The sequence below is a fragment of the Bacillus sp. CCB-MMP212 genome (assembly GCF_022748145.1).
Taxonomy (GTDB): domain Bacteria; phylum Bacillota; class Bacilli; order Bacillales; family Bacillaceae_G; genus Bacillus_A; species Bacillus_A cereus.
Window position 1 is genome coordinate 59,024 of record NZ_JALDQE010000012.1, and the last position, 15,087, is coordinate 74,110.

A 15,087-nucleotide genomic window follows, 5' to 3' on the forward strand; every position below is an offset into this window, starting at 1 on the left:
GGTAGAGGAGGGGGAGAGAAAATGAAAAATTATATTCAAGGGATTGATCACGTGCAAGTAGCTGCACCTGTAGGGTGTGAAGAAGAGGCGCGTGATTTTTATGGGAATACGATTGGTATGGAAGAAATTCCAAAGCCAGAAGAGTTGAAAAAACGAGGTGGATGTTGGTTTAAATGCGGAAATCAAGAAATCCATATTGGTGTCGAGCGGAACTTTACACCAGCTAAAAAGGCTCATCCAGCTTTTTATGTGAATGAAATTAATGAATTTAAGCAAACACTTATAGAGCAAGGTGTTAAAGTGATTGATGATTATGCACGGCCAGATGTAATTCGATTTTACGTGTCAGATCCATTTGGAAACCGAATTGAATTTATGCAAAATAAAGACTAGGTGGATTCCCACCTAGTCTTTAACTTCTTCTGAAAAGTCCTAACACTTCTACAGTTTCTGTAATATTAACGAAAGCATTCGGGTCGATTTCAGAAATTGTTAGTTTCATACTTGCTAATTCTTCACGAGAAACGACGGTCATAAGTACACGCTTTTTCTCGCTTGAATAAGCACCTTCGCCATCAAGTAACGTTATTCCACGTACAACAGTTGAAAGAAGTTGTTTTTTCATTTTTTCTGCTTCATTTGTTACAATCATAAGTGTAACTTTACGATGTTTTGTATGAACAGCATCAATTACTTTACCAGTTACATAAATTGAAAGTAAGCTTGTAAGTGCAACATCCCAGGTGAAGAAGAATCCTGCGATTATTACAACGACTGCATTTAAAATAATAAGGAATCCGCCAAGTTTAATGTCTCGCTTGCGGGATAAAAGCATACCGATAATATCAAATCCACCAGTGGATCCATTACAGTTAAAAACAAGACCAATACCAGCTCCGGCGATTACACCTCCGAAGATAGAAGATAACAATGGATCTGTTGCTACGACTTTTACTGGAACGTAGTATAATGCAACAGATAATACAACTACAGAGACAACTGTGTTAAAAATTACTTTTTTTCCAAGACCTATGTACCCTAAAATAAGGATAGGTAAGTTTAATACAAAGTTAATAATGCCTGTGTTTACAGGGGTTACAATCCCTAAAATAATAGCAATTCCGCCAATTCCACTACTTAAAATTTTGTGGGGGATAAGGAAAAGATTAAAGGCAACCGCAATAATAATAGAACCGATAATAACACCAAGGAATCTGACCATTTCTTTCCCGTCCTTCACTGAAAAATTCATATTATTTCAAGATTATATATGATATTGAAAGTTTTGGGTAAAAACAGTTTATTTAGGTAAATTAGATTAATCAAAAGAATTTGAGTATTTTATCATTTGAAAGGGGATACAGTTGTGAAGATAAAAACATATCAACAGAAAAGCCCGTTGAAGCAAGAATGTGAGGATTCTTATTTTTGTAATAAAGAAAAAAAGATTTATGGTGTATGTGACGGTGCAACACCACTTGTCCCGTTTCGTGATGAAAAGGGACATAATGGAGCATACATCGCTTCGTATTTATTTGCAAGTTATTTTACTGCATTACGAGAGAATCATAGTTTACAATTTGCAGTTGCCAAAGCAAATGAAGCATTGCAAAGCAAAATGTTAGAATATGAAGTAGACACGAGAAAAAAAGAGCATTTGTGGTGCACATGTATCGCAGCAGTCCAAATAGTTGGTGAGAAAATTGAATATGCGCAGCTTGGGGACTGTATGATTGTCGCAACTTTTCAAAATGGAACGATGCAAGTATTAACGAAAGACACAGTTGAAGGAATTAGTAAAAGAGCAAAAAAGAAGAGGGAAGAAGATCGTAAAAAAGGGTTATCTGTACCAGAAGAATATGTTTTTCAAGATGTTCGAGAACAGTTAAAATACAATCGTTATCTTGCAAATATGCCAAATGGTTATTCAGTTGCAAATGGAATGAAAGAAGCGATACATTATTTACAACATGGTGAATTACATACAGATGAAGTGAGTGGGATTTTTATTTGTTCAGACGGGTTATTTCACCCAGATTGGTCATTAGAACAAACTGTTGCATATATAAGAAAGAATAGTATAAACGAATATATAGCAATTATTGAAGAGCTAGAAGCGGAAAAGAGAATAAGGCCAGATGATAAAACGATTATTATGATTGATTTTTAAGAGGAGGCAGTTCAAATGGAAATTAAACGTGTCAATCTAACATTTCAAGATGAATTAGTTCCTTTAGAAAAAGTAAACAAACTGATTATTCACCATACAGCTGAAGATGGATGGGACGTGTATAAAACGCATGAATTTCATCAAACTGTAAGAGGGTGGAGCGGAATTGGTTACAACTATTTTATCGAAAAGGATGGAACTGTAGTGGAAGGACGAGGTTTACATATTGGAGCGCACGCGAAAGACCATAACCGCCATACAATTGGAATATGTATGACGGGAAATTTCGATAAATACGATCCAACTCCTGCACAAGTGAATGCATTATATTCTTTATGTAAACTGTTTATGAAGCAATTTGCTATAAAGAAAGAAAATATACTCGGTCATAGAGAGTTAGAAGGAGTTACAAAAAGCTGTCCTGGTAATCGTTTTTCTATGGTAGAGTTAAGGAAGATATTATCTTAAATATAGAGGAGTAACAACGATGATGAATATAAAAATACCAAATGATAAAAAAGAAGAGCTTGTAGCACAAATTCAGCAATTTTTTATGGAAGAAGATTTAGATGAAATTGGACGTTTCCAAGCAGAGCGTTTAATAGAAGAAATGATTAAATTAGTTGGACCGTTTGCATATAATCAAGCAATTGGAGATGCAAGAAAGCTTGTAAGTGAGAAGTTAACGAATATGGAAGAAGATTTATACGTGCTAGAGAAGAATGAAGGAAAATAAAAAAAGAGCCGATGGGCTCTTTTTTTATTTTTCTTTCTTGTGTTCTTTATATTCATGTACTTTTTCTTTTACATTACCAACTGTATCTTTAGCAGTGCCTTTCACCTTATCCCATTTTCCTTCAGCTTGTAATTTCTTATTGTCAGTTACTTTCCCAACAACTTCTTTTACTTCACCTTTTACCTTATCAATGGTACCTTCTACTTTTTCTTTTAAACCATGATCATGTTTAGTCATACATTTCTCCTCCTTGTAGTTTGATTAGAATTCTCTTTTCATATTGCAAGTTGAATGATGTATCTAGTAATATCGTAACAAATCTAGTTTGAATATTCAAATGATTAATAGGATAGAAAAGGATTTGTCATAAAATGTTTAAAAATGTAACGGAAGGAGAAATAAAGTAAATTATATGTCTTTTGCGGTCCATATTGATTTTGTATAAGCAATTTTCATGTGGGCACGTTCCATGTTATTTTGACTGCCGCTACCGAACCTTGCTTGTCCAACTATTAAATTACAATTGGATTCAATAGCTGTTTCAATTCGCTTTTGAATTAATGCAGTATGACAGCCTTTACGCTGAAATTCTGGCAAAGTAGCAGAAGCAGCTAATGAAGCAATCCCATTATTTATGTACAGGACACCAATGCCTGCAGGAGTATTTTGAACTTCGGCTATGAAAAAATGCCATCCTGGTTTATCGTAAAGAATTTCGTTATTTTGGCGCACTCCATCTTTTGTAAAGGATGGCATATTAAATCCACGTACATATATGTCTGCAAAAATATGAAATTCATTTTCTTTCAGTTGGCGTACTGAAATGTTAGCAGGAAGCAGGGATGGATCTTCTCTCGGTATACTATATAAAGCGGTATGGAAGCTGGATTGGTAAAATCCTTTTTGAGACAAGTATTGAAATAATTCAGCTGTCCCTTGAGCTGGTGTAATTTCAAAACGGCAAGGAATTTGTAGTGATTCATAATAAGAAATGATTGCATCAATCGCATCTGCATTTGTAATACCTTTTACCGTATTAAAAGCAGGACCGGCAATTATTTTTGATGAAAAGGTAGTGGCACTACCGAACTTTTTCATTTGCACTTGCATTGGATTTCCACTCATTGCTTGTAGTCCCTCTAATCTAGAAGAGAGCATATCAATTTCTGCATTTTCAATTTCTGTTGCTATATCGAGTGTCATAACAGTAGTCATAAAATTCCTCCGTTAATAAATATATTTCATAGTATATATACGATTTTTGTTTTGAGATTCCTGTTGTAATGTAGGAGAATAAGAAGTTTTTTGGAAGGGAAATGGAATTGAACTGTCGAAGGGAGTAGAAACAGATTAAAGGTGGTGCTCTCATGAAACAAAAAGCCGTGCAGACATGCTCTAATTGTGGTTCTCAAAACATAGGAGAAGGTGAGTTTGTCGGATATGCACAAATACGGAAAAAGGAAACGATGTTCACATCTTCACCGGTGGATGCTTATATTTGTACAGACTGCGGAAATATCCTTTCATTAAAAGTACGACATTATGAAAAGTTTAAGCAGAAGCCGTTATGATTATTGAGTAGTGGTTTTATTAGGGTAGTTAATAAGAGTAATATTTTACATATATATGAGTATGCCTCAGATAAAGAGATGAAAACATATACAGTACATAGTTCGTTATATGACACATAAAAATATATAGAAGAAATTGTGAGGTAGTAGGAGGAAGAAAAAACAGCTCCTCTTGGAATATTTCATATTTAAAACTCCTTTAAATGAATAAAGGAGTTTTTTGATTTTTTATAACAATAATTACCTTTAATTGTTATAATTGGTTATTAAGAAAGGGTGGTTTATTAACGCCATAATCATAGAAGAATAATAGCTAAATCGTATACAAAACCACTATATAACACAATCGCAACCGTAAGTTGACAAGGTGCAACCGCAGGAAGATAGAGGTAAGAGCAATGTTTACATACAATTTAGTTAAGAAAACGAAGGGGGACACACATATGGGATTTGGTGAGAAGCTTTTTAAATTAAGAAAAGAAAAGGGTCTTTCTCAAGAAGCATTAGCCGAGAAATTAAACACAACAAGGCAAGCGGTTAGTAAATGGGAAAACGGTCAAGGTTTTCCTGAAACTGAAAAGTTAATAATGATTGGAAATGTATTTGAAGTATCACTTGACTATTTATTAAAAGAAACTGCTGAGCAAAGTAACGAAAAGGAAAATGGTTATTATGTAAGTAAGGAAATGGCAGAAGGGTATATAGTGTATGGACAAAAAATTTCTAAATATATTGCATTAGGATTTAGCTTGCTTATTTTATCTACAATACCGTACTTATTATTTAAAGAAAATGCAACAATGTCTACGTTTCTTGTCATTATCATTGCAGTGCTTGGGATCGGAGCAATGATGGCACCTGTAACGATAGAAGAGAGTCGATACAATGTATTGAAAAAAGAAGAACTACTATTTGATCAAAACTTTCTAAAAGAATTGACAAAAAGATATGCGATTATTAAGAAGAAGTATGCCGCAGTGATGATTGTTGGATTTTGTTTTATTGCAGCAGGAGCGATACCGTTTTTATTTGAGAAAAAACGAATCACTTCGGGAGAACTCGTACAGTATTATCCTTATTGTGTTGTACTTATTGCTATCGGAGTTTATCTTTTTGTACGTGTGTTAGGAGTGTTAGAGACGTATCGGATTTTAGTAGAAAATAAGGAATACAGTAATCGTTTTATTTTTAAACTGAAAAAGAAAGTAAGGAAAAAGGTAGATAGTTTATAAAAAATAAAAAACATGTTTCGAATCAATGTATTCAAAACATGTTTTTTATCGTTCTGAATTATTTCCAAAGAAATAATTCAGAAAATACAGAAAAATATCGTAATCATTTGTAGAAGTCTGTTATAATAAACGGAAAATGAAAACGTTTTAAAGGGGGACATAACCAATATGATGATGAATGTACCGCTAACAATTAGTTCTATGATGGAAAGAGCAGAGAAACTGTTTTCGAAGAAAGAAATTGTTTCACGGACGCATGATACAGTTACAACGTTAACGTATAAGCAGTTAGGGGAAAGGACGAGAAGACTTTCCAGTGCGTTGAAAAAGCTTGGAATTAAAGAAGGTGAACGTGTAGGAACATTAGCGTGGAACCATCATCGGCATGTGGAAGCGTATTTTGCTATTCCAGGTATTGCTTCTGTTTTGCACACAATTAACATTCGTTTATCTCCTCAACATATTTCATACATTATTCAGCACGCAGAAGACCGAATTCTACTTATAGATGAAGATCTCATACCGCTTGTTGAAAATATTCAATCACAATTATCAACTGTACAAGCTTACATTATTATGACTGATAAAGATGAACTCCCAAATACTACGCTGAAGCCTGTATATCATTATGAAAAGCTATTAGAAGAAGGCGATCCAACTTTCCAATTTGTAAAAGATATTGATGAAAATACACCTGCTGGTATGTGTTATACGTCAGCGACTACAGGAAATCCGAAAGGTGTTGTATATACGCATCGTAGTACTGTACTGCATTGCATGGCACTCGGTTTAGCGGATACAGCTGCTTTATCGGAAAGTGACGCGGCGATGGCAATTGTACCGATGTTCCATGTGAATGCTTGGGGACTTCCTTTCGCTGCTACTTGGTTTGGATCAAAACAAGTTCTTCCAGGACCGATGTTTACGCCGAAAATTTTATTAGAAATGATCCAATCTGAAAAAGTGACGTTAGCTGCCGGTGTGCCGACAATTTGGCTCGGTGTATTACAAGAGTTAGAAAATAATAGTTATGATTTATCTAGTATGACGAGAATACTATGTGGTGGTGCAGCCGCACCGAAAAGTGTTATTAAAGCATTTGAACAGAAACACAATGTTCCTTTCATCCATGCATATGGTATGACCGAAACAAGCCCACTCGTAACACTTGCACGTTTAAAAAGTTATGAAACAGAATTATCGTATGAAGAGCAATTAGAAATTAGATCAAAGCAAGGGTATCTTGTCCCTGGTGTAGAGATGAAAGTAGTCGGTACAAATGGTGAAGTGAAGTGGGACGGTACGGAGATGGGAGAACTATGTTTACGAGCACCTTGGATCGCTGAAAGCTATTATAACGATGATCGTACTGTCGAAGGGTTTCGCGATGGATGGTTATATACTGGTGATGTTGTCACAGTGGATGAGGAAGGTTGCGTGAAAATTGTTGACCGTACGAAGGATGTTATTAAAAGCGGGGGAGAATGGATTTCTTCGGTCGATCTTGAAAATGCTTTAATGGCACATGATGCTATATTTGAAGCGGCTGTCGTTGCAGTTCCTCACCCTCAGTGGCAAGAGCGACCAATTGCCTGCGTTGTTCAAAAGAAAAATAGTACGGTTACAAAAGAAGAAATATATGAGTTTTTAAAACCACAGTTTGCGAAGTGGTGGTTGCCAGACGATATTGTCTTTATGGAAGAAATACCGAAAACATCTGTTGGGAAGTTTTTAAAACAGGCGCTTCGGAAAGAACTGGAGCATTTGCATAGAGAGAAATAAGTGAACTTCTATTTGTAAACTCTAATACATTAATGGTTGACAAAAGAGGAGTGGAAAGATAATATAATTTTTGTGATATGTTATCTAAAATAAATTTTAAGTTTACAAATAGGAGAAGCAAATATGAATACAAAAAACTTAGTTTTTGTCGCTTTATTTAGTTCTATTATGGGAGTGTTAGGGTTAATACCTCCGATTGCTCTTTCTATTACACCAGTTCCAATTACATTGCAATCACTCGGTGTTATGCTTGCGGGTGGGTTGTTAGGATCACGTCTAGGTGCGTTAAGTCAGCTTATTTTCTTACTTATTGTAGGAGTTGGAGCACCATTGCTTGCTGGTGGACGGGGTGGCCTTGGTGTATTTGTTGGACCAAGTGCAGGATATTTACTTGGTTACATCATTGGGGCGTTTGTTATTGGTTATTTAATTGAGCGTTTACGTGAAGTTTCTATTATAAAAGTATTATGTATTAATATAATTGGTGGTATTTTCGTAGTTTATGTATTTGGTATTACTGTACAAGCGTTCTTAATGGATGTTTCTGTATGGGAGACAATGAAAGTGAGTGCTGTGTTTTTACCAGGGGATTGTATAAAAGCAATTATTGCGGCAGTTCTCGTAACAAAATTACATCGTTCATTGAAACATATTATTACGCCCGCTTTAAAGAATGGAAAATATACAAATGCGGGATGATAAAGGGAAGAAACACGTTAATTGCGTGTTTCTTTTTATTATTATTGTAAAGAAAGGACGTCTCATATGGGGATTATAAAAGAATATAAAAAGCATGCCTCTTTACAACCAAATAAAATAGCGATAAAGGAAAATGATAGAGTTTTAACATATAAAGAGTGGTTTGAATCAGTTTGTAAAGTAGCAAGCTGGTTAAATGAAAAAAAATCGAAGAATAAAACGATAGCAATCCTATTAGAAAATCGTATAGAGTTTTTACAACTATTTTCTGGTGCCGCTATGGCCGGGTGGGTTTGTGTTCCGTTAGATATAAAGTGGAAACAAGATGAGCTCAGAGAAAGAATTGAAATTAGTAATCCGGATATGATTGTGACAGAACGATATAAGGTGAATGATCTATTGGATGAAGAAGGAAGAGTAATTGAAATTGATGAGTGGAAAAGAATGATAGAGAAATATCTTCCTACATATTCCACTGTAGAAAGTGTACAACATGCTCCTTTTTATATGGGATTTACATCAGGATCAACAGGAACAGCAAAAGCATTTTTACGTGCACAACAATCGTGGGTTCATAGTTTTGATTGTAATGTACATGACTTTCATATGAAAAGGGAGGATTCGATTTTAATAGCTGGGACGCTCGTTTATTCTCTTTTCTTATACGGGGCAATAAGTGCATTATATGTAGGACAAACAGTGCACATTATGAGAAAGTTCTTTCCAAATCAAGTATTAGATAAGTTAGAAACTGAAAATATATCAGTTATGTATACAGTTCCGACAATGCTTGAATCTTTATATAAAGAAAGTAGATTAATAGAAAATAAAGTGAAAATTATTTCGTCAGGAGCGAAATGGGAAGCTGAAGCGAAAGAAAAAATAAAGAATATATTTCCTTATGCGAAAAGATATGAATTTTATGGTGCATCAGAGTTAAGTTTTGTAACAGCACTAGTCGATGCAGAAAGCGAAAGAAGGCCAAATTCAGTAGGAAAACCGTGTCATAATGTGCAAGTTCGAATATGTAATGAAGCAGGCGAAGAAGTACAAAAAGGTGAAATAGGAACTGTTTATGTGAAAAGTGATCAGTTTTTTATGGGATACATAATAGATGGGGTTTTAACACGGGAGTTGAATGCAGAAGGTTGGATGACAGTGCGAGATGTAGGCTATGAAGATGAAGAAGGCTTTATATATATTGTTGGTAGAGAGAAGAATATGATTTTATTTGGAGGAATCAATATTTATCCAGAAGAAATAGAAAGTGTATTACATGAACACCCAGCTGTTGATGAAATAGTTGTAATTGGTGTGAAAGATAGTTACTGGGGTGAAAAGCCCGTCGCGATCGTAAAAGGAAGTGCTACGAAACAACAATTAAAGAGTTTTTGCTTACAGAGATTATCCTCTTTTAAAATACCGAAAGAATGGCATTTTGTAGATGGAATACCTTATACAAATAGTGGGAAAATCGCTCGTATGGAAGCAAAAAGTATGATTGAAAACCGGGAGAAAATATATGAATAGAGCAGTCATTGTAGAGGCGAAAAGAACACCTATTGGTAAGAAGAATGGGATGTTAAAAGAGTATGAAGTTCAGCAATTAACAACGCCGCTTCTTACGTTTTTAAGTAAAGGGATTGAGAGGGAAATAGATGATGTCATATTAGGTAATGTTGTTGGGCCAGGAGGGAATGTTGCGAGACTATCTGCTTTAGAGGCGGGACTTGGCTATCATATTCCTGGTGTAACGATTGATCGGCAATGTGGTGCTGGTTTAGAAGCAATTCGAACTGCGTGTCATCTCATTCAAGGCGGGGCAGGTAAGTGTTATATCGCCGGGGGAGTAGAGAGTACAAGTACGTCACCTTTTCAAAAAAGAGCACGATTTTCACCTGAAACAATTGGTGATCCTGACATGGGAGTAGCGGCTGAATATGTTGCGGAGCGTTATAATATAACGAGAGAAATGCAAGACGAGTATGCTTGTCTTAGTTATAAGCGGACACTGCAAGCGTTAGAAAAAGGATATATACATGATGAAATATTTTCTTTTAATGGATTATTAGATGAATCTATAAAGCCAGAAATGAATTATGAACGAATCATTAAAAGAACAAAGCCCGCATTTTTACAAAATGGAACAGTGACGGCAGGTAATTCATGTGGTGTAAATGATGGGGCATGTGCTGTTCTTGTAATGGAAGAGGGACAAGCCCGTAAGTTAGGTTATAAACCTGTCCTTCGTTTCGTTCGTAGTGCTGTAGTGGGAGTAGATCCCAAGCTTCCAGGGACTGGTCCGATATTTGCGGTGAACAAATTATTAAACGAAATGAATGTAAAAGTAGAGGACATCGATTATTTTGAAATAAATGAAGCATTCGCCTCAAAAGTTGTTGCTTGCGCAAAAGAGTTACAAATTCCGTACGAAAAAGTAAATGTAAATGGTGGAGCAATTGCGCTCGGTCATCCGTACGGTGCATCTGGGGCTATGCTTGTAACACGTTTGTTTTATCAGGCACAAAGAGAGTCTATGAAATATGGGATTGCTACATTAGGAATTGGAGGCGGGATAGGGATTGCGCTATTATTTGAGAAAGTAGAAGACTAGCGAGGTAACTAGTTTTCTACTTTTTGAGGAACATAAATATTGCTACCAGGCTTCGCTTTCATTTCGTTCCAAGCAGCAATCGCATCAGCTTTTGCTTTCCCTTTATTATTTGGATCTTCGAAAAAGTCGCGAGTAAAGCGATTGTATTCAAACTGCGAGCTGATAGTTGTTTTATAAGTAGGATCTTTTTTTCGTTCGTTCTCTTCATACCAAAACGTTATCGCGTCTTCATATGTTTTTCCAACATTCTCTTTGAAAAATTTTTGAAGAGCTACTGTAAAGCGGAAGTTTGTTCCGATTTTTTCTTTGAAAAAAGCACGAACATCTTCGCTACAGCGGTGATTGTTAGTAATAATCGTTTGAAGAGAAAGGTCTTTATAGGATAGGGAAGCTTTACTCACCTTTTGAACAGAGCTGTTTTTTAATATTTTACCAGTAGTTAAATAATGTGAGATACGCTCGGTTATTTCGATCTTAGAGCCACTAGCTGGCAAATCATGTTCACGACAAAATGTTTGGAGTTCTGCTTTTAACCAATAATAGTTTTGGAAATCTTCAAGTGATATAGACTTTGTTAAAGTTGGACGCATGAATGTAACAACTACTTTCTTCCATAATTTTCTTCAATTATAAAACGTATGTTCTTTTTATGGAAGGGTTAATTTGTAAATATAATGGGAAGAGGAGATTGCATATGGAAAATGTAATGCAAGTTCGTGTTACAGGAATTTTAATTGAAGATGAAAAGGTATTGCTAGTAAAGCAAAAAGTGGCTAATCGAAATTGGTCTTTACCTGGAGGAAGAGCAGAGAATGGCGAAACGCTAGAGGAAGCAATGATTCGAGAAATGAGAGAAGAGACAGGATTAGAAGTTAACATTCAGAAGCTACTCTATGTTTGTGATAAACCAGATGCTCGCCCGTCTTTATTACATATAACGTTTTTGCTTAAAAGGATTGAAGGTGAAATTATGCTACCTTCTAACGAGTTTGATCATAATCCAATTCATGATGTGAAAATGGTGCCGATTAAAGATTTAAGTCATTATGGTTTTTCGGAAACTTTTATCAATCTTATAAGTGAAGGTTTTGTAAATGCAGGGAGTTATCAAGGTTTGAAACAAAATATAGGTCTGTAAATATAGGGGAAGGATAGCCGTTCGCTATCCTTCATAACATGTTTTAAACTGCTGACTGTAAAGAAGAAACAAGCTGATTTAAAAATTCATCTCCGCTCATAATTGCTTTCCCGCCACCGCGAGCACTCTTCTTATTTCCGCCACCTTTTCCTTCGATTGTAGGAAGAGCGTCTTTTAAAAGAGCATTCATATCGAGTGATACTGATTTTCCGCAAGCGAGAATACATTGTAGTTTGTCATCATTTTCGATGACGAAATACGTAATTGCATGCTCTTGTTGTTCTGTAATAATAGCGGAAAGCTTTGCGATTTCTTGCATAGAACGATTTATAAATACTTTAGAAATAAGTATGTCAGCATGAATTTTTATAGGCTGTAGAAGTAGTTCATTTGCCTCTGCAAATAATAATTTTTCATTCATTGTTTGTATTGCTTTTTCGTTTTCTTTTTGAGAAGTAAGCAGTTGCGCCACTTTTGCTGGAATATCAGTTTCGCTACTGTTTAATTGTTTAGAAACATCTTTCATAATTTGTTGCTGTTGTCCCATTAATTTAAGTGTACGCCAACCAGCGATAAACGTTAAGCGTATACCGCCTTTATTGCGCTCCCATCCTAGTACTTGAATAGGACCAACTTCACCAGTTCGTTTCGGATGCGTTCCACCACAGCCGTTGTAGTCAAAGTTTTCGATAATAACAATCCGTATATTTTCTGTCATAGTCGGTTCTTTACGAAGGGGCAACGTTTTCGCTTCTTCTAAGTTCATCCACTGGATGCGGATTGGATGGTTTTCAAAAACAATTTTGTTTGCAATTTGTATTGCTTTTTCAACCGTTTCTGCATGAAGATTTTCTGTTTCTAAATCAATTGTTACTGTTTCTTTACCAAGATGGAATCCAATTGTAGGCATGTTAAAATGGTCCCAAAAAGCAGCAGATAAAATGTGCTGAGCTGCATGTTGTTGCATATGATCAAAACGGCGCTCCCAATTGATTTTACCTTCTACGTCTTCTGTATGTAATTGTTCTGCAATGTAGTGACGAATTTCTCCGTTTATCTCTTCTACATTGATTACATTGACATCATTTAATGTACCAGTATCATATGGTTGTCCGCCACCTGTCGGATAAAATGCTGTTTCATTCAAAACAACGTATAAGTTACCGTCTTTATCATAATCTTGCTTTATAATTTTAGTAGTAAAGTCTTGCTTATAAGCGTCAGTGTAATATAATTTGTGCTCCAATTTTCTTTCTCCTCTCGCATTAACTAGTTTCATTGTAATGCAATTGAAATTAGTTTCCTAATATTTCAGAAGAAAGAAACTATTTTTAGAATTTTCTTGCTATAATAAGGGAAAGAAAATGCGGGGGTGGAATAAATATGTTATATGAAAACGGCGTAGATAAACTGCTTAGTTTAAGTAGAAATATTTCCGAATTATATCGAGAATTAAACGAAATGACCCGGATTTTAACGGATTGTAATCGAGAAAGTGTGAAGTTTGATCGATTATATGTAAAAGAGTTACTTTGGAAGAAAGAAGATGTAATAGAGAAATATGACCAGCTACTTGTACAACTTTGTATTAACGAATGCTTTGATCTAAAAAGTGTCATTACAGGGGAATATAAGTATACATATGAAGAAGTAGAAAACATAGTTTTACAATTTAATGAAAAGTATAATGTCGCAATCTTAATTAAAGATGTGTGTAAAGAATTACAGTTCACATATGGAATTGATATGGACATAACGAGAACAACTCGGGTATCAACAGCTCAAGTATAGAAAAAGGAAAAGAAAGCAGATCCTTTGCTTTCTTTTTTTTGTGAAAATAGAGAGAGTAGGTTTAACGATGAAGGGGAAGTTACAGCATATTCATCCGCTTGGAATGAGTATTATTTTAGGGACATTGTTTGCTAGGTTTGCAACTTCAATGAGTATCCCTTTTTTAGCGATTTATTTAACGACTGTTAAAGGTGTATCAGCTGGAATGACTGGTGCTATTATCGGAACGAGTGCACTTGTTGGTGTTTTTGCTAGTTTTATCGGAGGGAATTTATCAGATCGATTTGGCCGGAAAACGATTATGCTCTGGTCCATGATCGTTTGGATTTTTGTGTTTATAGGTTTTTCACTTGCGGATCATGTTTTAAGTTTCTTTTTATTAAACGCTTTAAATGGATTATGTAGGTCGTTTTTTGAGCCAACATCAAGAGCATTATTATCAGATTTAACAAAGCCTGAGTATCGGTTACTCGTCTATAACTTACGATACGGTGCAATAAATGTTGGAGTTGCAATTGGACCAATTGTTGGATTACAGATTGGAAGTGCAAAATCAACAATTCCTTTTTTAGTAGCAGCTGGGGTATATATTCTATATACAGCTATATTAGCGTTCCAATTTAAGAAGTATCCAATGGAAAAAAAGAAAGTGAGTACAGAAAAAACGGTTACAATGCTAAATGCGATACGTATATTGCGAAAAGATATAGTATTTTTAGTTGCTTTAGTCGGTATTATTTTGAGTAATTGCGGTTTTTCACATTTAACGACGACAGTATCTCAATATTTTGCAAATGCACATATATTTGAGGATGGGGTGAAGCTATTCTCATATATGCTCGCTTTAAATGCAATTGTTGTAGTGATTATCCAATACCCTGTTATTCAAATGTGCAAAAAGTATACACCGTTAACATCAATTATGGTTGGGACTTTATTTGTGAGCGGGGGATTATTTGGCTTTGGAATAGTAGAATCTATGCTAGGTGCTGCCGTTTGTACAATTATTTTTACAATTGGAGAAGTCTTAATGTTTTCGATGACGGATGTATTTATTGATGATATTGCTGTTGCGCATCTAAAAGGAACATACTTCGGTGCGATGGGCTTTTCGGGAATTGGAGTAGTAATAGGTCCGTGGTTCGGAGGAGTACTTCTCGATTACTACGGGTACCAAAATGGGTTTGCGGTATTTTCAGCACTAGCTATATTTTCAACTGTGGCATTTCCTGTGCTTTTAGTTACAAAAGGTTTATCGAAAAAAAGATATGATAGAAATTCTAATATAGAAATGCATGCGAAATAACATAAGCCCCAGTAACCAACTGGGGCTTAGTTTGAATTATATTAACTC

18 protein-coding genes are annotated in these 15,087 nt (G+C 35.3%); 13 read left to right on the forward strand and 5 right to left on the reverse strand.

From position 1 onward, the window contains the following. Window positions 1-21 precede the first annotated feature (21 nt). Window positions 22-393 carry a VOC family protein gene (locus MRP26_RS25385; protein WP_000800772.1) on the forward strand — a complete coding sequence of 124 codons (372 nt, stop codon included), beginning with the start codon at window positions 22-24 and terminating at the stop codon, window positions 391-393. Window positions 394-412: 19 nt separating this feature from the next. On the opposite strand, the gene MRP26_RS25390 is transcribed toward MRP26_RS25385, so the two are convergent. Next, window positions 413-1,222: a YitT family protein gene (locus MRP26_RS25390; RefSeq protein ID WP_000251344.1), complete on the reverse strand. Its 810-nt coding sequence runs from the start codon at window positions 1,220-1,222 to the stop codon at window positions 413-415. A 126-nt stretch (window positions 1,223-1,348) separates the two neighbouring features. Between MRP26_RS25390 and MRP26_RS25395 the strand changes: the two genes are divergently transcribed. From MRP26_RS25395 to MRP26_RS25405, 3 genes are read left to right on the forward strand one after another with little or no spacing between them, the layout of a single operon-like run. Beyond that, window positions 1,349-2,170, forward strand: coding sequence for a protein phosphatase 2C domain-containing protein (locus MRP26_RS25395; protein WP_003271186.1), 822 nt, complete (start codon window positions 1,349-1,351; stop codon window positions 2,168-2,170). 15 nt (window positions 2,171-2,185) lie between these two features. Further along, entirely contained in the window at window positions 2,186-2,638 is a 453-nt protein-coding gene (locus MRP26_RS25400; RefSeq protein WP_000403999.1) for a peptidoglycan recognition protein family protein, read from the forward strand. Window positions 2,639-2,657: 19 nt separating this feature from the next. Next, the gene (locus MRP26_RS25405) at window positions 2,658-2,906 is read left to right on the forward strand and encodes a DUF2164 domain-containing protein (RefSeq protein ID WP_000981066.1); all 249 of its coding nucleotides are present in this window, start codon (window positions 2,658-2,660) and stop codon (window positions 2,904-2,906) included. Window positions 2,907-2,930: 24 nt separating this feature from the next. Here MRP26_RS25405 and MRP26_RS25410 read toward each other — a convergent pair whose 3' ends face one another. Together MRP26_RS25410 and MRP26_RS25415 are read right to left on the reverse strand one after the other, a co-directional pair. Further along, window positions 2,931-3,143, reverse strand: a complete 213-nt coding sequence (locus tag MRP26_RS25410; protein ID WP_000160421.1) for a CsbD family protein — start codon at window positions 3,141-3,143, stop codon at window positions 2,931-2,933. A gap of 171 nt (window positions 3,144-3,314) precedes the next feature. Next, entirely contained in the window at window positions 3,315-4,121 is an 807-nt protein-coding gene (locus tag MRP26_RS25415) for a GNAT family N-acetyltransferase (RefSeq protein WP_000214335.1), read from the reverse strand. Between the two features lie 152 nt (window positions 4,122-4,273). Here MRP26_RS25415 and MRP26_RS25420 point away from each other — a divergent pair, with 152 nt between their 5' ends. The 6 genes from MRP26_RS25420 to MRP26_RS25445 all read left to right on the forward strand — a co-directional run bounded on the left by MRP26_RS25420 (window position 4,274) and on the right by MRP26_RS25445 (window position 10,804). Then, window positions 4,274-4,477, forward strand: coding sequence for a hypothetical protein (locus MRP26_RS25420; protein ID WP_000810194.1), 204 nt, complete (start codon window positions 4,274-4,276; stop codon window positions 4,475-4,477). Between the two features lie 443 nt (window positions 4,478-4,920). Continuing rightward, entirely contained in the window at window positions 4,921-5,709 is a 789-nt protein-coding gene (locus tag MRP26_RS25425) for a helix-turn-helix domain-containing protein (protein WP_000505605.1), read from the forward strand. Between the two features lie 168 nt (window positions 5,710-5,877). Next, window positions 5,878-7,491 (forward strand): long-chain fatty acid--CoA ligase, encoded by a 1,614-nt coding sequence (locus tag MRP26_RS25430; protein WP_063548343.1) that lies wholly within the window; start codon window positions 5,878-5,880, stop codon window positions 7,489-7,491. A 123-nt stretch (window positions 7,492-7,614) separates the two neighbouring features. Further along, a complete protein-coding gene (locus MRP26_RS25435) occupies window positions 7,615-8,190 on the forward strand; it encodes a biotin transporter BioY (RefSeq protein ID WP_001093334.1) in 576 nt (191 codons plus the stop codon). 66 nt (window positions 8,191-8,256) lie between these two features. Continuing rightward, window positions 8,257-9,720: an acyl-CoA synthetase gene (locus MRP26_RS25440; protein WP_242807052.1), complete on the forward strand. Its 1,464-nt coding sequence runs from the start codon at window positions 8,257-8,259 to the stop codon at window positions 9,718-9,720. Further along, window positions 9,713-10,804, forward strand: coding sequence for an acetyl-CoA C-acyltransferase (locus MRP26_RS25445; protein WP_001078003.1), 1,092 nt, complete (start codon window positions 9,713-9,715; stop codon window positions 10,802-10,804). The genes MRP26_RS25440 and MRP26_RS25445 overlap by 8 nt, the downstream gene beginning before the upstream one ends. A gap of 8 nt (window positions 10,805-10,812) precedes the next feature. Here MRP26_RS25445 and MRP26_RS25450 read toward each other — a convergent pair whose 3' ends face one another. Beyond that, window positions 10,813-11,394: a DUF6434 domain-containing protein gene (locus tag MRP26_RS25450; protein WP_069356082.1), complete on the reverse strand. Its 582-nt coding sequence runs from the start codon at window positions 11,392-11,394 to the stop codon at window positions 10,813-10,815. 104 nt (window positions 11,395-11,498) lie between these two features. On the opposite strand from MRP26_RS25450, the gene MRP26_RS25455 reads away from it, so the two are divergent. Then, window positions 11,499-11,942: an NUDIX hydrolase gene (locus tag MRP26_RS25455; protein ID WP_069356081.1), complete on the forward strand. Its 444-nt coding sequence runs from the start codon at window positions 11,499-11,501 to the stop codon at window positions 11,940-11,942. A 43-nt stretch (window positions 11,943-11,985) separates the two neighbouring features. Here the strand turns inward: MRP26_RS25455 and MRP26_RS25460 are convergent, their stop codons facing one another. Then, window positions 11,986-13,188: an alanyl-tRNA editing protein gene (locus MRP26_RS25460; RefSeq protein ID WP_157452935.1), complete on the reverse strand. Its 1,203-nt coding sequence runs from the start codon at window positions 13,186-13,188 to the stop codon at window positions 11,986-11,988. 137 nt (window positions 13,189-13,325) lie between these two features. Here MRP26_RS25460 and MRP26_RS25465 point away from each other — a divergent pair, with 137 nt between their 5' ends. Then, on the forward strand, window positions 13,326-13,733 hold the full coding sequence (locus MRP26_RS25465; protein WP_000965149.1) for a hypothetical protein: 408 nt from the start codon (window positions 13,326-13,328) through the stop codon (window positions 13,731-13,733). Window positions 13,734-13,800: 67 nt separating this feature from the next. Continuing rightward, window positions 13,801-15,039 carry an MDR family MFS transporter gene (locus MRP26_RS25470; protein ID WP_063548335.1) on the forward strand — a complete coding sequence of 413 codons (1,239 nt, stop codon included), beginning with the start codon at window positions 13,801-13,803 and terminating at the stop codon, window positions 15,037-15,039. Window positions 15,040-15,087: the final 48 nt, after the last annotated feature.